18 protein-coding genes are annotated in these 21777 nt (G+C 68.2%); 6 read left to right on the top strand and 12 right to left on the bottom strand.

Going from position 1 to position 21777, the window contains the following annotated elements:
* A partial coding sequence (locus Q8Q85_00680; protein ID MDP3772761.1) for an electron-transfer flavoprotein:ubiquinone oxidoreductase occupies nucleotides 1–1573 on the bottom strand: 1573 nt, incomplete at its 3' end.
* Between the two features lie 79 nt (nucleotides 1574–1652).
* Here Q8Q85_00680 and Q8Q85_00675 point away from each other — a divergent pair.
* Together Q8Q85_00675 and acnA are read left to right on the top strand one after the other, a co-directional pair.
* Nucleotides 1653–1853: a hypothetical protein gene (locus Q8Q85_00675; GenBank protein ID MDP3772760.1), complete on the top strand. Its 201-nt coding sequence runs from the start codon at nucleotides 1653–1655 to the stop codon at nucleotides 1851–1853.
* A gap of 16 nt (nucleotides 1854–1869) precedes the next feature.
* A complete protein-coding gene (acnA, locus tag Q8Q85_00670; protein MDP3772759.1) occupies nucleotides 1870–4647 on the top strand; it encodes an aconitate hydratase AcnA in 2778 nt (925 codons plus the stop codon).
* A gap of 7 nt (nucleotides 4648–4654) precedes the next feature.
* On the opposite strand, the gene Q8Q85_00665 is transcribed toward acnA, so the two are convergent.
* From Q8Q85_00665 to Q8Q85_00655, 3 genes are read right to left on the bottom strand one after another with little or no spacing between them, the layout of a single operon-like run.
* Nucleotides 4655–5488 (bottom strand): tetratricopeptide repeat protein, encoded by an 834-nt coding sequence (locus Q8Q85_00665; GenBank protein ID MDP3772758.1) that lies wholly within the window; start codon nucleotides 5486–5488, stop codon nucleotides 4655–4657.
* A gap of 27 nt (nucleotides 5489–5515) precedes the next feature.
* Nucleotides 5516–6988 carry a DASS family sodium-coupled anion symporter gene (locus tag Q8Q85_00660; GenBank protein ID MDP3772757.1) on the bottom strand — a complete coding sequence of 491 codons (1473 nt, stop codon included), beginning with the start codon at nucleotides 6986–6988 and terminating at the stop codon, nucleotides 5516–5518.
* Nucleotides 6988–7248 (bottom strand): hypothetical protein, encoded by a 261-nt coding sequence (locus tag Q8Q85_00655; GenBank protein ID MDP3772756.1) that lies wholly within the window; start codon nucleotides 7246–7248, stop codon nucleotides 6988–6990. The genes Q8Q85_00660 and Q8Q85_00655 overlap by 1 nt, the downstream gene beginning before the upstream one ends.
* An 87-nt stretch (nucleotides 7249–7335) precedes the next feature.
* On the opposite strand from Q8Q85_00655, the gene Q8Q85_00650 reads away from it, so the two are divergent.
* Together Q8Q85_00650 and Q8Q85_00645 are read left to right on the top strand one after the other, a co-directional pair.
* Nucleotides 7336–8979 carry an ATP-binding protein gene (locus Q8Q85_00650; GenBank protein MDP3772755.1) on the top strand — a complete coding sequence of 548 codons (1644 nt, stop codon included), beginning with the start codon at nucleotides 7336–7338 and terminating at the stop codon, nucleotides 8977–8979.
* Nucleotides 8980–9142: 163 nt separating this feature from the next.
* Nucleotides 9143–10111, top strand: a complete 969-nt coding sequence (locus tag Q8Q85_00645) for an Ig-like domain-containing protein (protein MDP3772754.1) — start codon at nucleotides 9143–9145, stop codon at nucleotides 10109–10111.
* Here Q8Q85_00645 and Q8Q85_00640 read toward each other — a convergent pair.
* Nucleotides 10108–10671 (bottom strand): nitroreductase, encoded by a 564-nt coding sequence (locus tag Q8Q85_00640; protein MDP3772753.1) that lies wholly within the window; start codon nucleotides 10669–10671, stop codon nucleotides 10108–10110. The genes Q8Q85_00645 and Q8Q85_00640 overlap by 4 nt on opposite strands.
* A gap of 100 nt (nucleotides 10672–10771) precedes the next feature.
* On the opposite strand from Q8Q85_00640, the gene Q8Q85_00635 reads away from it, so the two are divergent.
* Nucleotides 10772–11767, top strand: a complete 996-nt coding sequence (locus tag Q8Q85_00635) for a beta-ketoacyl-ACP synthase III (protein MDP3772752.1) — start codon at nucleotides 10772–10774, stop codon at nucleotides 11765–11767.
* Nucleotides 11768–11854: 87 nt separating this feature from the next.
* On the opposite strand, the gene preA is transcribed toward Q8Q85_00635, so the two are convergent.
* From preA to Q8Q85_00605, 6 genes are all read right to left on the bottom strand, one after another.
* Nucleotides 11855–13153, bottom strand: coding sequence for an NAD-dependent dihydropyrimidine dehydrogenase subunit PreA (gene preA / locus Q8Q85_00630; protein ID MDP3772751.1), 1299 nt, complete (start codon nucleotides 13151–13153; stop codon nucleotides 11855–11857).
* Complete coding sequence (locus Q8Q85_00625; protein ID MDP3772750.1) at nucleotides 13134–14375, bottom strand: NAD(P)-dependent oxidoreductase; 1242 nt, start codon at nucleotides 14373–14375, stop codon at nucleotides 13134–13136. The genes preA and Q8Q85_00625 overlap by 20 nt, the downstream gene beginning before the upstream one ends.
* Nucleotides 14372–15907, bottom strand: a complete 1536-nt coding sequence (locus Q8Q85_00620; protein MDP3772749.1) for an NCS1 family nucleobase:cation symporter-1 — start codon at nucleotides 15905–15907, stop codon at nucleotides 14372–14374. The genes Q8Q85_00625 and Q8Q85_00620 overlap by 4 nt, the downstream gene beginning before the upstream one ends.
* Nucleotides 15904–17190, bottom strand: coding sequence for an aspartate aminotransferase family protein (locus Q8Q85_00615; GenBank protein MDP3772748.1), 1287 nt, complete (start codon nucleotides 17188–17190; stop codon nucleotides 15904–15906). The genes Q8Q85_00620 and Q8Q85_00615 overlap by 4 nt, the downstream gene beginning before the upstream one ends.
* Before the next feature lie 119 nt (nucleotides 17191–17309).
* On the bottom strand, nucleotides 17310–18698 hold the full coding sequence (gene hydA, locus Q8Q85_00610; protein MDP3772747.1) for a dihydropyrimidinase: 1389 nt from the start codon (nucleotides 18696–18698) through the stop codon (nucleotides 17310–17312).
* A gap of 106 nt (nucleotides 18699–18804) precedes the next feature.
* Nucleotides 18805–19677 (bottom strand): nitrilase-related carbon-nitrogen hydrolase, encoded by an 873-nt coding sequence (locus Q8Q85_00605; GenBank protein MDP3772746.1) that lies wholly within the window; start codon nucleotides 19675–19677, stop codon nucleotides 18805–18807.
* A gap of 116 nt (nucleotides 19678–19793) precedes the next feature.
* On the opposite strand from Q8Q85_00605, the gene Q8Q85_00600 reads away from it, so the two are divergent.
* On the top strand, nucleotides 19794–20156 hold the full coding sequence (locus Q8Q85_00600) for a four helix bundle protein (GenBank protein ID MDP3772745.1): 363 nt from the start codon (nucleotides 19794–19796) through the stop codon (nucleotides 20154–20156).
* A 41-nt stretch (nucleotides 20157–20197) separates the two neighbouring features.
* Here Q8Q85_00600 and Q8Q85_00595 read toward each other — a convergent pair whose 3' ends face one another.
* Nucleotides 20198–21706 (bottom strand): CoA-acylating methylmalonate-semialdehyde dehydrogenase, encoded by a 1509-nt coding sequence (locus Q8Q85_00595; GenBank protein MDP3772744.1) that lies wholly within the window; start codon nucleotides 21704–21706, stop codon nucleotides 20198–20200.
* Nucleotides 21707–21777 lie beyond the last annotated feature (71 nt).

The raw sequence follows: 21777 nt of genomic DNA, 5'->3' as shown, positions 1-21777 counted from the left end.
TCTGGCCCGATTCCCCCTGGATCCACTCGTACACGGCGGCGGGGCACATCTGGATCCAGGCATCGCCGACTTCCGGTGGCACGTCCGTGAGGATCCGAATGTGGTTGGGCTGGGTGTCACGGGTGCGGTTGCCGCTCGCGTACACGCTGGACAGCTTGTCGAACGTGACCTTGCCGTCGCCCTTGGGATACTGGCGTCGTCCCGCGCTCACCGGGTGCTCGGCGTCGCCCTTCACCTCGAAGCGCCAGCCGGGGAAAACGCCCATCGTCACCGTCATCATGCCGGCCAGCGCCACGCCGGGGATGAGGCCGTGGTTCATCGCCTGGCGCATGTTGCGCACCCGGCGGAGATCGTTCCAGATGAAGCTCCGGCGGACGGCTGCGTCGTAACCGTTGAGCGCGCCGGGCGCCTGAAGCTCACGGCCGGCCTTCAGCGTCTCGAAGATCGCCTCCGCCGCGAGCATGCCCGACCACATGGCGTAGTGAATGCCCTTCAGCGTGGGGACGTTCACGAGCCCCGCGGCCTCACCGGCGAGGAGCGCTCCCGCCACGTTGAGCCGGCGCGGAATCGAGTAGAACCCGCCCTCGGCGATCGTCTTCGCGCCCCAGCCGCGCTCGTTGCGCTTCCCACCCGCGATGATCCCCGCGACCAGCGGGTGGAGCTTGAACCGCTGGAGCAGGTCGTGAACGGAGAGCGACGCATCGCCGCTGTCGAGCCCGACGACGAGCCCGAGCGCGACCTGCGAATCGCCCAGGGGATAGATGAAGCTGCCGCCGAACTCGTCCCCGTGTAGCGGCCAACCCAGGGTGTGGATGACGCGGTTCAGAGGCTTTGGGACGTCCCAGACTTCCTTCACGCCGAGCGCGTAAACTTGCGGGTTCGCGCCGGCGAGGCCGAAGTGTTCGATCAGGGCCATGGTGAGGTGGCCCGTCACCCCTTCGCTGAGCACCGTGGCCTGCGCGTGCATTTCGACGCCGGGCTCGTGGTTGGACATTGGCGTCCCGTCGCGGCCCAGCCCCTTGTCGCCGGTGAGGACGCCCCGCACGACGTCGCCCTCTAACAGCGCTTTCTCAGCCGCGGTCTCGTTCAGGATCATGACGCCGAGGGCTTCGGCTTTCTCTCCCAGCCAGCGGGCTATCTCGCTGATGGACGCCACGTAGTTGCCGTGATTGCGCATCGTGGGCGGCATCATCGGTGCCTTGATCGTGCCCTTTTCCGTCATGAAGTACAGCGCTTCCCCCGCGACCCTCGCGCGGAACGGGAACTCGGAGTCGGGCGTGTCGGGGAAGAGCTTCTTGAAGGCGATGGGATCCACTACGGCGCCGGAAACCAGGTGCGCGCCTGGATAGCGGCCCTTCTCGACCACGGCGATCGGTGTTTCGCCGAGCCGTTCCTTCACCTCGGGCGCGGTCTCGAGGAGCTGGGCCAGGCGAATCGCGCCGGCCAGGCCGGCCGGCCCCCCGCCGACGAAGAGCGCGCCGACGTCGACGCGCTCGTCGGGGCCGGCCCTCGGGGCGGCGATGAACTCGGTCGGCGAAATCTTCGGGCGGTATTGGGCTGGGACGGCCGACACCTCATCCTCCACCAGAGAATCAGTGCGAAAAAGGTGCCGGAAAGTAGCGCCGGGGGCCGGCCCTCACCAATATTGGTGCATGCCCCAATCGTCCGACACCGGGCGGGCGCTGGTGGAAGGCGCATATCGTTCGCTCCGGGCCTGTAGCCTGCCGGCGCAGGACTCTCTGCCGGTCGCGATCTGGCGGCGCCACAAGTGGGCCATCATCGGCGTCGGCCTCTTCCTCCTGCTCGATCTCATCGCCGCTCTGGCCGCGAGTACAGCGGGAGTTAAATTCTGACAACCCGAGGGTCGCGATGACGGAGAATTCCTTTGGCAGTCGCGCCACCCTCCGGGTCGGCGACCGCAGCTACGTCATCCACCGGCTCGACGCGCTCGAGAAGTCCGGCCTCGCGGTGTCGCGTCTCCCGTTCTCGCTTCGCGTCCTCCTCGAGAACCTGCTCCGCACCGAGGACGGCAGCGCGGTGACGCGTGACGACATCGAGGCCCTGGCGCGCTGGGACCCGAAGGCGGCGCCGTCGCACGAGATCGCGTTCATGCCGGCCCGCGTCCTGATGCAGGATTTCACCGGCGTCCCCGCCATCGTTGACCTCGCGGCGATGCGCGATGCCATGAAGCGCTTGGGCGGCGATCCGAAGAAGATCAACCCGCTACTCCCCGCCGAGCTGGTCATCGACCACTCGGTTCAGGTGGACGCGTTCGGCACCCGCGAGGCGTTCGCCGAGAACGCGGTGCTGGAGTTCGAGCGGAACCAGGAGCGGTACGCATTCCTCCGGTGGGGCCAGACCGCGTTCCAGAACTTCCGCGTCGTCCCGCCCGATACCGGCATCGTGCACCAAGTGAACCTGGAGTTCCTCGCGCGCGTCGTGTTCACGACCGAGGGTGACGCCCCGCAGGCGTATCCCGACTCGCTGGTCGGCACCGACTCGCACACCACGCTGATCAACGGCCTCGGCGTGCTGGGCTGGGGCGTCGGCGGGATCGAGGCCGAAGCCGCGATGCTCGGCCAGCCGATGTCCATGCTCATCCCGCAGGTCGTCGGCTTCAGGCTGAGCGGCCAGCTCCCGGAAGGAGCGACCGCGACCGACCTCGTGCTCACCGTGACCGAGATGCTCAGGAAGAAGGGCGTGGTCGGGAAGTTCGTCGAGTTCTACGGCCCCGGGCTCCCCACGCTCCCCATCGCCGACCGCGCGACCATCGCGAACATGGCGCCGGAATACGGCGCGACCTGCGGATTCTTCCCGGTGGACGATGAGTCGCTCCGTTACCTGCGGTTCAGCGGCCGGCCCGAATGGCGCGTGGCGCTTATCGAGGCCTACCTGAAGGAGCAGGGCCTCTTCCATACGGCCACGTCACCGGAGCCGGGGTTCAGCGACACGCTCGCGCTCGATCTCAGCGCGGTCGAGCCCAGCGTGGCCGGGCCGAAGCGCCCGCAGGACCGCGTCGCGCTGAGCCGCGTGAAGCAGGCGTTCCTCGACGCGCTGCCCGGCCTCACTTCTCCCACTTCACCCATCGCGCCGCCGTCCGGCGTGCGCAACCACTGGGAGGATGAAGGCGGCGCTATGGTCGGCGGCAGCGGGGAAGGGGGCGGCGTCGCCGCGCCGCCGCGCCGAACTCACGTCAGGGTGGCGCTCGAGGGAGTGGAGACCGAGTTGCGTCACGGCTCGATCGTCATCGCGGCAATCACGAGCTGCACCAACACGTCGAACCCCTCGGTGATGGTCGCCGCCGGCCTGGTGGCGAAAAAGGCCGTCGAGCACGGCCTCGCCACGAAACCGTGGGTGAAGACGAGCCTCGCGCCGGGTTCCAAAGTGGTGAGCGATTACCTCGGGCACGCCGGGCTCACGACCTACCTGGAGCAGCTCCGGTTCCATCTCGTGGGTTACGGCTGCACCACCTGCATCGGCAACAGCGGCCCGCTGCCCGAGCCGGTGTCCGCGGCCATCAGGGAAGGGGAGCTGGTCGTCGCGTCGGTGCTGTCGGGCAACCGGAACTTCGAGGGCCGCGTCCAGAGCGAGGTGCGCGCCAACTACCTGATGTCGCCGCCGCTGGTCGTCGCGTACGCGCTCGCCGGCCGCATGGACATCAACCTCCTCGAGGAGCCGCTCGGCACCGGCCAGGACGGGAAGCCGGTCTTCCTCAAGGACATCTGGCCGTCTACGCGAGAAGTCGCGGAGACGGTCGGGCGCTCGGTGCGTTCGGAGATGTTCACGAAGAGTTACGCCAACGTCTTCGACGGCGACGAGCACTGGAACTCGCTCGCCGTGCCCAAGGGCGACCTCTACGCGTGGGACGAGGCGTCCACGTACATCAAGCGCGCTCCCTACTTCGACGACATGCCGCGCACCCCGCGCGGCGTGGGCGACGTCACCGGCGCCCGCGTGCTGGCTGTCCTGGGCGACAGCATCACGACCGACCACATCTCGCCGGCGGGCGCGATCAAGCAGGACGGTCCGGCGGGGAAGTACCTGATGTCGAGGGGCGTCCAGCCCAGGGACTTCAACTCCTACGGCTCACGCCGCGGGCACGACGAGGTGATGGTCCGCGGCACCTTCGCCAACCCGCGCATCAAGAACCGGCTCGCCCCCGGCACCGAGGGCGGCGTCACTCGCCACCTGCCCGACGGCGAGCCGATGTCCATCTACGACGCCGCGGCGAAGTACCAGGCCGAGCGCGTGCCGCTCGTGGTGCTCGCGGGGAAGGAGTACGGCGCCGGCAGCTCGCGCGACTGGGCGGCGAAGGGGCCGCGTCTCCAGGGCATCCGCGTCGTCATCGCCGAGAGCTACGAGCGCATCCATCGGAGCAACCTCGTCGGCATGGGACTCCTGCCGCTCCAGTTCCGAGGGGGGGAGAGTGCCCTGTTGCTCGGCCTCACGGGCGAGGAGGTGTACGACGTGGCCGGCGTGGCGGCGGCGCTCGACGGCGCGAAGGAAGTGACGGTTCGGGCTCGGGGCGCTGGAGGGTCGGTGAAGGAATTCCGGGCGACGGTGCGCATCGACACGCCGCAGGAAGTGCTTTACTACCGGCACGGCGGGATCCTGGAGTACGTGTTGAGACAACTGGCCGGAATCTGAAGGGCCTCTAGCGCAACCGTCTCAACTCCACTTCCGACGCAATGAACCCGAAGGCCGGCCAGCCGCCGCTGGCGATCGAGCGTTGGAACCAATCGCGCGCCCGCGCCGTGTCCCCGTTCACCAGGTACCAGTTGCCTACGCCGTAGGCGAGCGTCGCGACCGCGATGTCCGCGGTATCGGCGGCCGTGAAGACCTGCTCGGGACCTATCAGCCCGCGATAGAGCTTGAGCCGCTGGAAGTAGGCCGTCGCGCTGGTGATCCGCATGGAGTCGCTGATGGGCGCGAGCGCCGCCTGGGCGTCGGCGGCGCGGCCTGCCCGTCGGAGCGCCATCCAGAGCCAATCCGTGGAGCCAGCCAGCTCGTTGTCATTAGGCGCGAGCCGCTGCGCGTGCGCGAATGCGTCTGCGGCGGACCCGAACTGCCCCCTCACGAACTGCACGACCCCGAGGTGGTACCAGATGTCGTAGTTGGTCGTGTCTAGCCGGTTGCCGCGGGTCAGGTCCGCAATCGCGCTGTCGAACTCACGCACCGAGATGTAACGGTGGCCCCGGTAGCGATAGAGCAGGGGATTGTTCGGCTCGATAGCGAGGCCGCGCGTGTACGTCGCGATCGCCTCGCGGTATTGCCGCACCCCGGACTGTGCGATCCCCAGCTCGATGATCCGTCCTACGTCGCCCGGGGCGAGCGCGAGCAGGCTCTCGGCCCGCGCGACGGCGCCGGTGTCGCGTTGCGCGTAGTAGCGGACGCCCGCGGGAGAGGTGTATTCAACGTTCTGGGCGATGCCGGGACGGCCGAAGAACGCCGTTGCGGCCAATGCGAGTCGCAGCGAATACCGTGTCATGTTCCCTCCGGAGTCTTCACGTCTTTCCTATATCAACCACGTTCCGACGACTGTCAGCAGCACGATCGACATGATGTCGAGCCAGATGCCCGCCTTCGCCATCTGACGCACGCTGACCTCGCCGGTCGCGAAAGCGACGGTGTTCGGGGGCGTGGAGACGGGGAGCAGGAACGAGATGGACGATGCGAGGGCCGCGACCTGCATCAGCAGGAGCGGCGGCTGGCCGACGGCCGGGGCGATCCCCGACAACAGCGGCATCGCCATCGCCGCGACCGCCGCGTTGCTCGCCAGCTCCGAGAGGGCGACGAACACCGTCGCCACGACCGCCACGACGATGACCTTGGGTTGGCCCGCCATCCCGCTGAGCAGCGCGCCGATCCACTCCGACAGGCCGCTCGACTGGAACGCTTCGGCGAGCGAGAGGCCGCCGCCGAAGAGAAGTAGCATCCCCCACGGGGCGCGCGAGGCGGTCGGCCAGTCGAGCGCGAAGCCGCGGGGCGACCAGGCGAAGGGCACGATGAAGAGCACCAGCGCCGCGCCGATCGCGATCACCGAGTCGGTGATCGCCGGGGCGAAGGTCGCGATGCCGGGGATCGTCACCGCGCCGATCACCTTGGGGTCTCGAAGGACCCAGGCGGCAACGGCCGTCACGAAGACGATGAGCGTGAACCGCTCTCCACCGCGGAGCGGACCCAGGCCGGCGCGCTCGGCATCCAGCCGCGCGCCCAGGCCGTGGATGGGCCCCCGGCAGGGGAACAGGCGCACGGCCAGAAGCCACCAGCACGCCGGCAGCATCACCAGGGCGATCGGCAGCCCCACTCGCATCCACTCCCCAAAGCCGATGGTGGTCCCGTAGAGTTGCTTGGCCGCGGCGGCGAATATCGCGTTGGGCGGCGTGCCGATGAGCGTCGCCATTCCGCCGATGGATGCGGAGTAAGCGATCCCCAGGACGAGCGCGGTTCCGAAGGCGCCATGCCGGTGGGCCGGAGAGCCGGGGCCGCCGGGGTCCTCCGCCTTGGCGAGCGCCAGCACCGCGATAGCCATCGGCATCATCATGACCGACGTCGCGGTGTTGGAGATCCACATGCTTATGAAGGCGGTCGCCAGCATGAACGCGAGTACCACGCGGCGCTCGTCGGTGCCGACCAGGCGCAGGATCCCGTAGGCGACCCGCTGGTGCAGGTTCCATCGCTCCATCGCCGCGGCGATGAAGAAACCGCCCATGAACAGGAAGATGACGGGGTTGGCGTAGGGGCCGGCCGCACGGTCGAAGCCTGACACGCCGAGCGCCGGCAGGCAGACCAGCGGGAGGAGGGCGGTGGCCTCGAGCGGGACGGGGGTCGAGAGCCACCAAGTGGCCATCCAACAGGTCAGGGCCGCGACCCGCTGCGCGGGCAGGCTCATCCCGGCGGCCGGAGGCAGGAGCAGGACCGCGAGAAAGAGCGCGGGACCGAGGAGGAGACCCGCTGCTTCGAGTTTGGACGTCGTCGGGGCGGGCACTACTCGAGGAGATGCCGATCCCTTTGCGCCGACTTCATGCCGAGGCCGACCCCCGCGCCGAGGGCGATAGCGGTGCCGGCGCCCACGATGGGGAGGATCCAGACGACCGGTGCCGCCACGAGGGCCACGACCGCACCGGCGATCAACGGCGCCGGCTTGGTGTGGACCACGTCCACGAACCGCAGCTTCCGCCGCGCGAAGTCCTTCGAAGTGAGGTACCCGAAGACGAGCGCGCCGCCGCCGACCAGGAGTTCGATCATAGTGCCCAGTACGATACGGCCCCAGCCAGGGATTCGCACCCCCCGCGCTTCCGCTCCGGTCCCGCGGGGCTCACATTCCGCCAGCCCATGCCGCGGCTCGTGCGGACCCATCTGGCAACCTACCTGGGCGACATCGTCGCCCTGGCGGGCGTCGCTCTGCTCGCCCGCGACGCGGCGCCCGCCATCGGCGCGGCCGCATCGACGCCGGCACTCCTCGCGGATCTCGGGCTGGTCTTCGCCGGGCTCCTCGGCCACCGGGTCGCGGCGGCCCGCGGGCGTGAATCCGCCACCCTGGCGCTCGGTCTGCTGGTCATCGGCTCGCTCGGAGCCGGGTGCCTCACGGATCGCTGGTGGATCGCCGCGGCGGGAGGGATCGGCGCGGCCGCTATCGCCCCACATTTCGTAGTTCCTCGCCGCGCCGCGGTGTGGTTCGTGGCCGGCCTGCTGCTAACCATCCCCGGCCTGCTCGCCGATCCGGCTGCCGGCGGCTTGGCGGCGGCGTTCGTGGTCGGTGTCGGCCTGGCGTCCATGCGGCTCGCCCGCCGTCTCCGCGGCGCCGCGGCGCACCCGGTGCTCGAGCTGGAGCAGGCGCTGGAAACCGAGCGGCTCCGAGCCGCCGAGCTGGCGGGGCACCTGAGCCGGTACGAAACAGAGGAACGAAAGCTTCAGCGTCACTCCCTTCTGCGCGGCGCGCTCACGCGAAGGATGGGTGCGATCGAGGCCATCGCGCTCTCCATCGACCGCGATCTGGGTCACGCACTCGATGGCGCGGCGCCGGGTGGGCTCGACCACGCCGTCCGGCGCAGCAGGCAGCGGGCCGAACAGCTCGCGGGTATTGCCGGCGGCGGCCGCGCGCGGGAGCAGCAGACCACGCTCGCTCTGGTGTGGCCCCGCGTTCGCGATCTGGTCGGCGGTCGGATGGAAGAAGGGCACCATCTGAAGGTCGGCATTCCCGCTGACCTGCCGGCTGTGGTCGGCAGCGGTGAGTCGTGGGTCCAGATCCTCACCGCGCTCGTTGACAACGCTGTGGAGGCCATGCCGCAGGGTGGCGTGATAGAGGTCAGCGCGGCGACGAGCGCGCGTGATGGGTTTGCGCACGTCACAGTCGCGGACGCCGGGCGCGGCATCCCTCCCAACGTGCTCCCGCACGTCATGGAGCCGTTCTACACGTCGGGTGCCGAGCGCGGGGCCGATGGCCTGGGCCTCTCGATGGTCGCCTCGGTCGTCGAGGGCATGGAAGGCGAGGTCCGTCTTTCCTCGAAGGTGGGCGAGGGGACGACGGTCGAGATCGACGTGCCCTTCGCCGTCGTCGCGCCGGTCGCCGAGCGGACCATGCGGCTGGAGGGCGACGTACTGTTGGCCGACGACGATCGCGAGGTGCGGCGCAACATGGCGCGGCTGTTGGAGAGCTTCGGTCTCAAGGTAGTGGAGTCGGACACGGGGACGGTCGCTCGCGCGCTGTTCAGCGCCCGCCCCGACCGGTTCCGCGTCGCGGTGCTGGACGTCGTCATGCCCGGGACGCCGGTGGCGGAGGTCGTGGCGGGCATTCGCGAGCTGCGCGGCGCGTTCCCCGTCCTCCTCGTTTCGGGGTACGACACGATGCACATGGTCGATTCGGTGCTCGCCCTGGGCGGCGTCCGGTTCCTCCGGAAGCCGTTCACGCGGGAAGAGCTGTTCGCCGCGCTGAGCGACCTCCTGAGCGTAGAAGTGGGAGCGACGCCTCCCTCTTGACTGTCCCCGAATAGGGACATAACGGACGGACTGTCCGCGCGGGAGGTCACCCGCGCGGGTCGCAAGCAGCGCAGCGTGACGGGGGTCACACCTCGTCGTTCGACGTCTCTTGACTGACCCGTTCCGGACCATAGACTAGGTGTCACAAATGCTTAGAGCTTCAATGAAGTCCGCGTCCCGGTGGCTCCAGCGCGCCGCCGCATCGGCGGGCGTGGCGCTCGCGGCCGCGTGCGGCGGTGGCGGCACCGAGCCGCCAGCCCCCCCTCCCCCGCCACCCACGGTGGCGACGGTCGTGACCGTGTCCAGCGCGCGCACCACTCTCTTCAAGGCGGGTGACACGCTGACCTTCACGGCCGCGGCCACGGACTCCAACGCCAACCCCATCCCCGGGCAGACCTTCACTTGGTCGTCCACGCTCACGGGCGTCGCCACGGTGAACGCGACGACCGGCAAGGCGACCGCCGGGGTGACCAACGGCACGACCGCGATCCAGGCGACCACCGGCACCGTGACGGGGAGCAAGAACCTGACCGTGAACCGCCTGGTCGCCAGCGTCACGGTGCAGAGCCCCGGTGCGCGCACCAACGACACGCTCACGACGTTCACCGGGACGCTGGTCTACACGGGGACGGCGTTCGACTCGGGCGGGACTGCGATCGCGCCGACCAGCTTCACCTGGACCACGTCCAACAGCCGCATCGCCTCGATCAGCCCCGCGAGCGGGACCACGACCACGGCGACCGTGGCGGGCGAGGGCACGGCCACCATCACCGGCACCGCGAGCGGCAAGGCCGCCCAGACGACGCTCGTGATGCAGCTGCCGCCCGTTTCCTTCGCCACCGACGTCCAGTCCATCTTCACCACCAGTTGCGCGAAGAGCCTCTGCCACGACGCCGCGACCGCGGAGGGCGGCCTCAATCTTACGGCCTCGGCGTACAGCCGGATCGTCAACCAGCCTCCCTCAGCGTCCCAGCCTTACATCAAGCCGAACGACCCGGCGAATTCCATGATCATCCTGCGCACGGAGGGCACGATCTCGCCCCGGATGCCGGAGGACGGCCCGCCCTTCCTGACCAGCGCGCAGATGGCGCTCATCCGCACCTGGATCACCCGCGGGGCCCCCAACAACTAGTCGAGCCAGGCGGTCTTTTCGGCGGAGTCGGTTCGCTTCTTCGGCTCGTCGGTCGCGGCGGGATACCCCACGGAAACGATCGCTACGATGCGGTGACCTTTGGGCACGCCGGCCAGCGCCCGTACCTCGGGTAGCTCCATAATCCCGCCGGTGCGCAGGTACGTGCCCAACCCCTCTGCAGTCGCGGCGATCAGCAGGTTCTGGGTCGCCATCATCGTCGCCGCGTAGTCCTCCTCCCGCCTGACCTCGTCGTCCGACACGGCGCACATCACAACGATGAAGGCGGGTGTCTCGAGTGCCTCCCGGTAGGTCTTCTCGATGGCCTTGGCGCCCGCCGGGTCCGCGGGGTCGAACTTTCTGGCGCGGTGGGCCCGGCGGATCTCGGCGTAGCGTCGCAGGCTCTCTCCGGCCACGACCGCGAAGCGCCACGGCTCGGTCAGCTTGTGGTTGGGGGCGCGCACCGCGGCGGCGAGCATCCGCTCCAGCGCGTCGCGGGGGACCGGTGCCTGGCGGAAGCTCCGGACCGAGGCCCGGCGATGAATCGCGTCGTAGGCGTCCATGAGCCGATAACTTAGCCCGCCGCCCTTGTCCCCGGCATCCCGGCGCGGTAGCCTAACCCATCTCCCTGCGCCCATAGCCTCCAACGGAAAAGGATGAGGCATGCCCCGGACCGAGTTCATCAGCACCGGCTTCTACGTCCCCGAGCGCGTCGTGACCAACGAGGAGCTGGCCTCGATCATGGATACGTCGGACGAGTGGATACGCACCCGGACGGGGATCACCGAGCGGCGCTGGGCCGCGGAGGGCCAGATGACATCGGACCTCGCCGTGGAGGCGTCGAAGGTCGCGCTCGATCGGGCCGGTCTGCTGCCGTCCGATCTGGACTGCATCGTCCTGGCCACCCTCTCGGGGGACTACTTTTTCCCCGGCGGCGGGGTCTACCTCCAGAGGAAACTCGGGATCACGGACATCCCGTGCCTCGATGTCCGGAACCAGTGCAGCGGGTTCATATACGGCCTCTCGATCGCGGACGCCTGGATCCGGACCGGTCAGTACAAGCGCCTGCTCCTGGTGGGGGCCGAAGTGCACTCCACGGGCATGGATCTGACGACCAAAGGTCGTGATCTCTCGGTGCTGTTCGGGGACGGGGCGGGGGCGGTCATACTCGGTCCAACCGAGGATTCAGGCCGCGGGGTCCTTTCCACCCACATTTTTGCCGACGGCCGCTACGCCGAGCTGCTCTTCTGCGACTTGGGCGGCTGCGCCCACACGCCCCGGATGAGCCACGAGCACCTCGATGCCGGACTCCACTTCCCGGTAATGCACGGGAAAGAGGTCTTCAAGCACGCCTCCACCAAGATGCCGGATGCGGTGAAGCTCGCCCTCCAGGCCAACGGCCTCACGACCGCCGACATCAAGGTACTGATCCCCCACCAGGCCAACCTTCGAATCTCTGAGATGGTTCAACGCCAGCTGGGGCTTCGCGACGACCAGGTCTACAACAACATCCAGAGGTATGGGAACACGACCGCGGGCTCGATCCCGATCGCGCTGCACGAGTGCATTCAGTCAGGGAAGATCTCCCGGGGGGACTTGGTCATGTTCGCAGCGTTCGGATCGGGGTTTACGTGGGGGAGTGCGGCCGTGAGGTGGTAGTCTTCAGTTCGCCGCGTATTCCACCGTCACCCGCACCGCTTCTGAGGACCTCGTGTTTCGGGTCGCGGCGGTGGCGAGGAGAAGGCGCTAGCCGAACTTCGCGGTATGGAAGTGCTCCGGCCTCGGCGCCAGCTTGCCTCGACCAGCCGTGAAGTCCTTCCAGCTCACCGCCGGCGCGCCGTTCGGGACCTGCGCCATGGTGATACAGCCCTCGACCGGGCACACCAGAAAGCAGAGGTTGCACCCGACGCACGCCTCGTCGATGATCTCCACCGCGGGCGCGCCGTTGCCGCGGTCGTTCCTCCGGATGGCCTGGTGCGCGCCGTCCTCGCAGGCGGCGTAGCACAGCTCGCACTCGATGCACTTGTCGTAGTCGATGCGGGCGAGCGTGTGGTAGTTGAGGTCGAGGTCTTCCCACTTGGTCACGTTGGGCACCGCTCGGCCCGCGAAGTCGTGGATGGTCCGGAACTCGTGTTCGTCCATCCAGTTCTCCAGCCCGTCGATCATGTCCTCCACGATGCGGAAGCCGTAGTGCATCACCGCGGTGCAGACCTGCACCGTGGTCGCGCCCAGGGCCATGAACTCGGCGGCGTCACGCCAGGTCAGGATGCCGCCGATGCCGGATATGGGGATGCCGACCTCCGGGTCGCCCGCCACGGCCGCCACCATGTTGAGGGCGATGGGCTTCACGGCGGGGCCGCAGTAGCCGCCGTGGCTCCCCTTGCCGTGCACCGCGGGGTTCGGCGCGAAGGTGTCGAGATCTATCCCCACTATCGAGTTGATGGTGTTGATGAGCGAGACGGCGTCGGCGCCGCCTTGCTTCGCTGCGCGCGCGATGTAGGTCACGTCGGTCACGTTGGGCGTGAGCTTGACGATGACCGGGATCTTCGCGACCTCCTTCACCCACTGCACTATCTGGCAGGTGTAGTCAGGCACCTGGCCGACCGCGGCGCCCATCCCGCGCTCGCTCATCCCGTGCGGGCACCCGAAATTGAGCTCGATCCCGTCGGCGCCGGTATCCTCGGTCTTGCTGACGATCTCGTGCCACGCCTCGCGCTTGCTCTCCACCATCAGCGACACGATGACCGCGTGGTTCGGGTAGTTCCGCTTCACATCGGCGATCTCGCGCAGGTTGTCCTCGAGCGGCCGGTCGGTGATGAGCTCGATGTTGTTCAACCCGATCATCCGGGTGCCGGCGTAGTCCACCGAGCCGTAGCGCGAATAGACATTGATGATCGGCTGGCCGAGGGTCTTCCACACGGCGCCGCCCCAGCCGGCGTCGAAGGCGCGCGCCACCTGCCCATAGGTGTTGGTGGGCGGGCCGGAGGCGAGCCAAAATGGGTTCGGGGTCCGGATGCCCGCGAAGTTAACGCGGAGGTCTGCCATCGGTTCCTCCAAACAGCCGGTGGATCGCGGCTGCGGCCGCCTTGCCCTCAGCCGCCGCGTTCACGATCTCCTTGCCGCCGTTGGCGCAGTCGCCGCCGGCGAACACTCGTGGGTCATTCGGGATCTCGAAGTCCGCGCGCCGCGTCTGGCCCAGGGCCTTGATGACCATGTCGCAGGGGATGGTCTCCTCACCCGCCGGCGTCGTCACCCTCAACCCTTCGACCTTCGACGGTCCCACGATCTCCTTCGGGACGCAGTGGAAGCGGAAGTCACAGCCGTCCTTCCTGGCCAGCGCGTACTCGTAGTCGTAGGCCGGCATGTCGGCCTCGCCGCGACGGTAGACAATGGTGCTGGTCTCCGCGCCCAGGCGCTTGGCCTGCGTCACCGCGTCGATGGCGGTGTTCCCGGCGCCGATCACGACCACGCGCCTGCCGACCTTCACCTCGGAGGCGGGGCGGGTCTTGAGGGTCTCGATGAACCGGAGCGCCTCCACCACGCCGTCCTTGTCCTCGCCGGGGATCCCGAGGCGCCTGGTCGCGCCGAGCCCGACCGCGATGAAGACCGCATCGTACTCGCTAACCAGCTGCTCGAGCGGGATGTCCTTGCCGATCTTCAGGCCGGTCTTCAGCGTGACGCCGAGGTCGAGGACCATCTGCGCTTCAGCCTGGGCGGTCGGCGCGCGGAGCTTGTACTCGGCGACGCCGTAGGTGTTGAGCCCGCCCGGTAGCGGCTTGGCCTCGTAGATGGTGACCGCGTGGCCCCAGCGGCGGAGGTCCTGCGCGCCCGAGAGTCCCGCCGGCCCCGCGCCCACGATGGCGACGCGCTTCCCGGTGTCCGGCCCCGGCTTGAAGAGCTGCAGCTTCTTCTCGATGGCGTAGTCGGTGGCGACGCGCTGGAGGAGCGCGATGTTGATCGGCTTGATGTCGCGCTCGTTGAGGACGCAGTCGCCCTCGCACAGCACCTCGACCGGACAGGCGCGCGCGCACGAGTGGCCCATCGGGTTGGCGTCGAGGATGACGCGCGCCGAGCCCTTCAGGTTGCCGGTGGCGATCTTCTTGATGAACGCCGGCACGTCGATGTGCGTCGGGCAGGCCTTGGTGCAGGGGGCGTCGAAGCAGTAGAGGCACCGGTTCGCTTCGGCGAGCGCGGCGTCGCGCGTCAAGGGCGGGGCGATCTCGGCGAAAGGATCGGGGGGAGCGGGGAGCGGGGAGCGGTTCCTCACGGTGCCCCCTCAAGGTTGCCCCGCCCCGAACCGCCATCGGCGTCCTCACGGAAAGGTACCGCTCCCCGCTCCCCGCTCCCCATCATCTTCATCCCACCCACATGCACCGTCGCCGCCAAAGCGAAGCCCACGAACCAGGCCCAGTTGTAGATACCGCTCCAGACCGGGGCGACCTCCGTCACTTTCAACGCGGCGAGGAACCCCGGCACGCTCGGCGCGACCCCGACGGCCAGCGCCAGCATCGCGATCCAGTTGACTCCGCGCGTGTACTCGTACGCGCCGCCACGCCGGTAGAGCGCGTCCACGTCCAGCCGCGAGCGGCGCAGGATGAAGTAGTCGGCGATCATGATCCCGGCCACCGGCCCCAGTAGCGCGCCGTAGCCGATCAGCCAGGTGAAGATGTAGGCAGCGGCGTCGTTATAGAGTTTCCAAGGCATCATCACCATGCCGATCACCGCGGTGATCATCGCGCCCGCCTTGAAGGAGATCCGGCTCGGCGCGAGGTTGCTGAACCCGTTGGCCGGTGCGACGACGTTGGCGGCGATGTTCGTGGTGAGCGTCGCGACGGTGAGGCCTGCCATCGCGATCACCACCGTGAACGCGCCGCCCACCCGCGCGAGGAGGGCGACGGGATCGGCGATGCGCTCGCCGAAGATCACCACGGTCGCGTTGGTCACCGCCGCGCCGATGAACGCGAAGAGCGCCATCGTCAGCGGCAGGCCGATCGCCTGACCCTCGACCTGGTCACGCTGGCTGCGCGCGTAGCGCGAGAAGTCGGGGATGGAGAGGGCCATCGTCCCCCAGAATGCCACGGCGGAAGTGAGCCCCGCGCCGAAGAGGTTGGTGATAGCTGGTGCGCCGCCCTGGCGCGGGGGGTTGGCGAGCATCGGACCCAGGCCGTCGGCGCGCCACCACGCCCAGATGAAGAGCGCGGCCCCGACGGCAAGGAGGAACGGAGAGCCCCAGGTCTCGAGGAACTTGATCGAGTCCATGCCTCGGAGGACGATCCACACGTTCATCGCCCAGAACAGGAGGAAGCAGACCGCCTCGCCGGTGTTGAGCCCGACCGCGGCGGGCAGGATCGCCGGTAGCGTCGCCATCCCGGGCCAGATCGCTTCGATGAGTTTGTAGATCGCCCAGCCGCCGATCCAGGTCTGGATCCCGAACCATCCGCACGCCACGAGCGCACGCAGTATCGAAGGTACGTTGGCGCCGAGCACGCCGAAAGCGGCGCGGCTCATGACGGGGAAGGGAATCCCGTAGCGCGTGCCGGCGTGCGAGTTGAGCGCGATCGGGATCAGGACCACGACGTTGCCCAGCACGACCGCGCCCACCGCCGCCTGCCACGTCCAACCCTGGTCCACGAGGCCCGAGGCCAGCGTGTAGGTAGGGATGCAGATGGCCATGCCGATCCACAGCGCGGCGATGTTCCACGTAGTCCACTTCCGCTGCTCGGCGGTCGTGGGCGCGAGGTCGGCGTTCCAGAGGCGGGGATCAGCCCCGGAAGGTACGGCTCCCGGCTCCCGGCTCAACGCACCTCCGCCAGCGCCCTGTCCAGGCGTGCCGCGCCGTCATCCACCTCGGCCTTCGATATCAGCATCGAGGGCGCCATGCGGATCACGTTGCCGTAGAGCCCGCCCTTCCCGATCAGTAGGCCGTGCTTCTTGGCCGCCTCCATCAGCGCGAGCGTCTTCCTCGGGGACGGCTCCTTCGTCTTCCGGTCCTCGACCAGCTCGAGCCCTTGCATCAGCCCCATCCCCCGCACGTCGCCGATGAACGGGTACTTCTCCTTGAACGACTCGAGATGGTCGCGGAGCTGCTTGCCGCGCTCGGCGGACCGCCGGGGCGTGTTCTCGCGCTCCATGACGTCCATCGTGATCTCGGTGGCCGCCATCGAAATCGGGTTCCCGCCGAAGGTCGAGAGCGACAGGCCGGTGAAGGCGTTGGCCACTTCCTCCGTGGCGATGGTCGCGCCGACCGGGAAGCCGCTCGCAATGGACTTCGCGAACGTCATGATCTCCGGCTCGACCCCCCAGTGCTCGATCCCGCACCACTTGTCCCCGGTGCGGCCCCAGCCGGTCTGCACCTCGTCGCAGATGAAGACGCCGCCGAACTTCCGCACGATCCCTACCGCGATCTGGAAGTACTCCTTGGGCGGCACGATGAACCCGCCCGCTCCCTGGATCGGCTCCGCGATGAAGGCGGCCGGCGCGCCGGTGGTCTCGGTTCGGATCAGTTCTTCCAGGTCCTGCGCGCACTTCACGCCGCAGGAGGGATACTCGAGCCCCAGCGGGCAGCGGTAGCAGTAGGGCGAGAGGCCGTGCTTGATGCCGGGGACCTGGGTGGGAAGCGCGCGCCAGACGCTCTGACCCGTGACCGCGATCGCCAGGTGCGATCGGCCCGCGTAGCTGTGGCGGAGCGCGATGATCTCCTGCTTGCCGGTGTAGATCTTGGCCAGCATGATCGCCGTCTCGTCGGCGTCGGTGCCGCTGGTGGTGAAGAAGCTCTTCTTCAGCTTGCCGGGCGTGATGCGCGCGAGCTTTTCCGCGACGCGGACGATCTCTTCGGTGGGGTAGATGGTCGAGGTGTGCGTCAGCCGCGCCACCTGCTCCTGGATGCGCTCCACGAACTCGGGGTGCGCATGGCCGATGCCCAGGGTGAGGATGCCGCCGAAGAAATCGAGATAGTCTCGGCCGTCGGCGTCGCGGACGCAGCAGCCGGCGCCGCCCGTGATGACCACCGGCTCCTGGTAGTAGTTGGCGACGCAGGGGAAGAGGAACTCCTGGTGCTTGGCCCGTACCGTTGACGAGTCCATGATCGCCTTTCGTGCGTTAGGTACCTGGGGGAGCGGGGAGCGGTACCTTGGGATGCCCCGCACGGCGACTCGTCGCCGCGACCCGCATCGGTAGGTACCGCTCCCCGCTCCCTGCTCCCCTACCCATGCGTCGGCTCTCTTCCGATGAACTGCCCTCGCCCCACCGTCCCGACGAACCTGCCGCCCCGCGCCTGCACCTGGCCGCGCACCGCGACCACCGCGGCGCAGCCCTTCCGCTCCCAGCCCTCGTAGGCGCAGTAGTCCACCTTCGAGTGGCTGGTCCGCTTCGAGAACCTGCCACGGTCGTTCGGGTCGTAGACCACCAGGTCCCCGTCGCTCCCTACCCGGATCGCGCCCTTCCTGGGGTAGAGCCCGAACAGCCGGGCGGCCTGGGTGCTGCACGCGTCCACCATCGTCTGAAGCGACAGGCGTCCCTCGCACACCCCGTAGGTGTGGATCAGGTCCACCCGCTCCTGGATGGTCGGGATGCCGTTGGGGATCTTCGTGAACGCGTCCTTTCCCATCTTCTTTTGCTCGGTGGTGAAGGGCGCGTGGTCGGTGCCGATGGTGCTTATGGCGCGGCTCTTCACGCCGTTCCAGAGGACCGCCTGGTTGCGCCGGTGCCGGAGCGGCGGGCTCATCACGTACTTCGCGCCCTCGAAGTCAGGCTTCTCCGCATACGACTCGTCGAGCACGAAGTGCGGCGCCACCGACTCGATCCACACGTTGACGCCGCGGTAGCGCGCCGCAAGCGCCGCCCGCACCGCCTCGTCGCACGAGGTGTGCACCGTGTAGATGTGCGCACCGGTCAGCTCGGAGAAGGTGCAGAGGTGGTGCACTCCATCCGCCTCCACCGCCGGCGGGCGCGCCGCGCCGTGCCATTCCGTTCCGGTCCTGCCGGCCGCGATCAGCGCCCGCTGCATCGCGTCGATCGAGTCCGCGTTCTCGCAGTGCGCGGTCACGATCACGCCCCACTGCTTCGCCAACCCCATCATGGCGAAGAGGTGCTCGTCGGTGAGGTTGAGCGCGCCTTTGTAGGCAAGGAACACCTTGAACGACGGCACGCCCGCCTTGACGATCTTCCGGAACTGCTCGCGGACGCTCTCCTCGAAACGCACTACCGACATGTGGAACGTGTAGTCCAGCGCCGCGAGGCCCTCGGCCTTGGAACGCCACAACTCGAACGCCTCGTACGGATCGTCCCTGGGTCCGGGGCAGATCATCTCGATGAGCGTGGTCGTGCCGCCCGCGAGCGCCGCTTTGCTGGCCGATTCGTAGTCGTCCACCGCGTACGTGCCCATGAACGGGAGGTAGATGTGGACGTGCGGGTCGATGAAGCCGGGAAAGACGTACTTGCCCGAGGCGTCCACGACCTCGGTGTCCGGCGGCAGGGTCTTCGGGTCGATCCCGCGCTCGATGCGTGAGATGGTCTCGCCGGCGCAGTAGATGTCCGCGACGTAGTCGTCGGTTGCCGTGATGATCCGGCCGTTGGAGATCAGGAGCGGCATAGGGGCTTCCCACTTCGGGAGCCGGGAGCCGGGAGCCGGACCCACCGCGGAACACCGCGGCCGCGCCGGGCGCGAAAAGCACGGCTCCCGGCTCCCGGCTCCCGCCTCACGGCAGCTGCCTCACCATGTCGTCGTAGCTATCCGGTCGGCGGTCCCGGTAGAACTGCCAGGTGCGCCGCACTTCCTCGATGATGTCGAGGTTCATCTCGGCCACGACCAGCTCGTCCTTGTCCTCGCTCCCCACCGCCAGGAAGTTGCCGCGCGGGTCCACGAAGTACGAAGAACCGTAGAACTGGCCGATGTTCCACGGCGCTTCGGTGCCGACGCGGTTGCTGCATCCCATGAAGTAGCCGTTCGCGACGGCGTGCGCGGGCTGCTCGAGCTTCCAGAGATACTGCGAGAGCCCCGCGACCGTGGCCGAAGGATTGAACACGATCTCGGCACCGTGAAGCCCGAGCAGCCGAGCGCCCTCGGGGAAGTGGCGGTCGTAACAGATGTACACCCCGACCTGGGCGTAGCGCGTCTTGAACGTGGGGTAGCCGAGGTTGCCCGGCTTGAAGAAGTACTTCTCCCAGAAGCCCGAGGTGTGCGGGATGTGCATCTTCCGGTACTTGCCGAGGTAGCTGCCGTCGGCGTCGATGACGGCGGCGCTGTTGTAGTAGACGCCCGCCATCTCGCGCTCGTAGATCGGCACGATGATGACCATGTCGTGCTTCTTCGCATAAGTCTGCATCAGCTCGATCGTGGGGCCGGGGATCGGCTCGGTGGTGTCGCACCACTTCGAGTCCTGGCTGGGGCAGAAATACGGGCCGTTGAAGATCTCCTGGAGGCAGAGGATCTGGACGCCCTTCTTTCCGGCCTCCTCGATCCAGGGGAGGTGCTTGTCCAGCATCGCCTGCTTGATCTTGGCGACCGGGACCCCGTCTTCGTTGATGGGATTCGACAGCTGGATGAGACCGCCCGTGACGATCCGCGGCATCAGAGTGTCTCCTGGGGAGCGGGGAGCGGGGAGCGGTACCTTTCCGTGCGCGATTCTGGTACGGAGTGCAATGAAACGGTACCGGGCAGCGCGGCATTCCGCCTTACCTTCTGCACATGCACAAGTACCGCTCCCTCGTGGCTTGGCAACGCGCCCACAGGTTGGCCGTGCTCGCGCACCGGTTCACGGATGCCGCCCACCATCCCCGATCGCGTGCGCTGTTCGATCAGATGCGTCGTGCCGCTGTCTCCGTTGAGGCCAACGTCGTGGAGGGATACGGGCTGAGCACCGGTCCGCTGTTCCGGCGGCACTTGCGCGTCGCCCTCGGCTCGGCGGCCGAAGCGGAGTGCCTGGTTCGGCTGGCGGAGGAACTGGAGTACCTGCCGGCCGAGCGTGCGGGTGAACTGCTCGCGCTCGCCGACGGCTCCATCGCAGCGCTGCAAGGGCTCCTCCGAGTTCCCCTCGCCACCAAGTGCTGAAAGGCGCCCTAAAGGAACCGCTCCCCGCTCCCCGCTCCCCCTCAGAACCACCTCGAGATCACGACCTTCTTGTCCGTATAGAACTGCACCGAATCCTGCCCATGCGCCTTCAGGTCCCCGAAGAACGAGCCCTTGGTCCCGCCGAACGGGAAGAACGCCATGGGAGCCGCGACGCCGATGTTCACGCCGATCATCGAGACCCCGACCTTGTAGCGGAACTCGCGCGCCGCCTTGCCGCTCGACGTGAAGATCGAAGTCGCATTGGCGTAGGCGCTCTGGTGCACCGACTCGATCGCCTCATCGAGATCGTTGACGTGGGTGAGCGAGGCCACCGGGCCGAAGATCTCCTCCTTTCCGATCGTCATCTCCGGCGAAACGCCGTCGAAGATCGTCGGGCCGAGGAAGGCGCCGTTCGGATACTCGGGCACCCTCGCTCCGCGACCGTCCATCAGGAGGTCGGCGCCGTCCTTGACCCCCGCCTCGATGTAGCCGAGCACCCGCTCCTTGTGCCGGGCGGAGACCACGGGGCCGAGCTTCACGCCCTCGTCGAGGCCGTAGCCCATCTTGAGGCCCTTCGCGGCGGCGAGGAGGCGGTCTTTCAACGGGCCGTACGCCTTGCCGGCCGCGACCACTACGCTGCCGGCGAGGCAGCGCTGGCCGGCGCAACCGAAAACGGACTCGGTGACGGCGTTGGTGGTCTGGTCGAGGTTCGCGTCCGGCATCACGACGACGTGGTTCTTGGCGCCGCCCAGTGCCTGGACCCGCTTCCCGTACTTCGCGGCTTCGGTATAGATGTACTTCGCGATGGCCGTCGAGCCCACGAACGACACGCCGACGATACCCGGATGCTGGAGGATCGCGTTGACCGCGTCCTTGCCGCCGTGAACGAGGTTGAGCACGCCGGTGGGGATGCCGGCAGCGTGCGCCAACTCGATGATCCGCTGCTGCGAGAGCGGGACCTGCTCGCTGGGCTTGAGGACGAACGTATTTCCCGTCGCGATGGCGTAGGGCCAAAACCAGAGCGGCACCATCGCGGGGAAGTTGAACGGCGTGATCGCGGCGAAGACGCCCATCGGCTGGCGGACGTACTCGCAGTCGATCCCCGTCGCTACGTCCTCGAGCGTCTGCCCCATCATCAGCGTCGGGATGCCGCAGGCGTGCTCGACGTTCTCGATGCCGCGCTTCACCGAGCCGCGCGACTCGTCGAGCGTCTTGCCGTTCTCCTGGGTGACGATCGAGGAGATCTCGTCCAAGTGCTCGTCGAGGAGGGCCTTCAGCTTGAAGAGGTATCGAGCCCGCACCGGCGCCGGCGTGGCGCGCCACGCGGGGAACGCGGCCTGCGCCGCAGCCACGGCGTCTTCCACGTCCTTCGCGTTCGACAGGGGCACTCGGCCGAGGGCTTCGCCGGTGGCGGGATTGGTGAGGGGTAGCGATTCGGTGGCGCTGGCCTGCACCCAGGCGCCGCCGATGAAGTTCGGGATGGGAACGTCGGACTTTCGCGCGGCGGAAGAAAAGACGCCGCCGCGGTGCGGCTGCGTGGTGACAGTCATGGGGTACCGTACCCTTTTCGAGAAGACGTAACCGATTGGTACATCGAAGGTAGGGCGCGATTGGCGGGGTT

It is taken from the genome of Gemmatimonadales bacterium (assembly GCA_030697825.1).
Taxonomy (GTDB): domain Bacteria; phylum Gemmatimonadota; class Gemmatimonadetes; order Gemmatimonadales; family JACORV01; genus JACORV01.
This window is presented reverse-complemented; position numbering and strand designations above follow the sequence as displayed.

What these genes read in the sequence shown, in the direction of transcription:
- Q8Q85_00615 (MDP3772748.1), bottom strand. Translation starts at nt 17,190, where the DNA reads ATGGACTCGTCAACGGTACGGGCCAAGCACCAGGAGTTCCTCTTCCCC.
- Q8Q85_00650 (MDP3772755.1), top strand. Translation starts at nt 7,336, where the DNA reads ATGCCGCGGCTCGTGCGGACCCATCTGGCAACCTACCTGGGCGACATC.
- Q8Q85_00640 (MDP3772753.1), bottom strand. Translation starts at nt 10,671, where the DNA reads ATGGACGCCTACGACGCGATTCATCGCCGGGCCTCGGTCCGGAGCTTC.
- acnA (MDP3772759.1), top strand. Translation starts at nt 1,870, where the DNA reads ATGACGGAGAATTCCTTTGGCAGTCGCGCCACCCTCCGGGTCGGCGAC.
- Q8Q85_00675 (MDP3772760.1), top strand. Translation starts at nt 1,653, where the DNA reads ATGCCCCAATCGTCCGACACCGGGCGGGCGCTGGTGGAAGGCGCATAT.
- Q8Q85_00635 (MDP3772752.1), top strand. Translation starts at nt 10,772, where the DNA reads ATGCCCCGGACCGAGTTCATCAGCACCGGCTTCTACGTCCCCGAGCGC.
- preA (MDP3772751.1), bottom strand. Translation starts at nt 13,153, where the DNA reads ATGGCAGACCTCCGCGTTAACTTCGCGGGCATCCGGACCCCGAACCCA.
- Q8Q85_00665 (MDP3772758.1), bottom strand. Translation starts at nt 5,488, where the DNA reads ATGACACGGTATTCGCTGCGACTCGCATTGGCCGCAACGGCGTTCTTC.
- hydA (MDP3772747.1), bottom strand. Translation starts at nt 18,698, where the DNA reads ATGCCGCTCCTGATCTCCAACGGCCGGATCATCACGGCAACCGACGAC.
- Q8Q85_00655 (MDP3772756.1), bottom strand. Translation starts at nt 7,248, where the DNA reads ATGATCGAACTCCTGGTCGGCGGCGGCGCGCTCGTCTTCGGGTACCTC.
- Q8Q85_00645 (MDP3772754.1), top strand. Translation starts at nt 9,143, where the DNA reads ATGAAGTCCGCGTCCCGGTGGCTCCAGCGCGCCGCCGCATCGGCGGGC.
- Q8Q85_00595 (MDP3772744.1), bottom strand. Translation starts at nt 21,706, where the DNA reads ATGACTGTCACCACGCAGCCGCACCGCGGCGGCGTCTTTTCTTCCGCC.
- Q8Q85_00600 (MDP3772745.1), top strand. Translation starts at nt 19,794, where the DNA reads ATGCACAAGTACCGCTCCCTCGTGGCTTGGCAACGCGCCCACAGGTTG.
- Q8Q85_00605 (MDP3772746.1), bottom strand. Translation starts at nt 19,677, where the DNA reads ATGCCGCGGATCGTCACGGGCGGTCTCATCCAGCTGTCGAATCCCATC.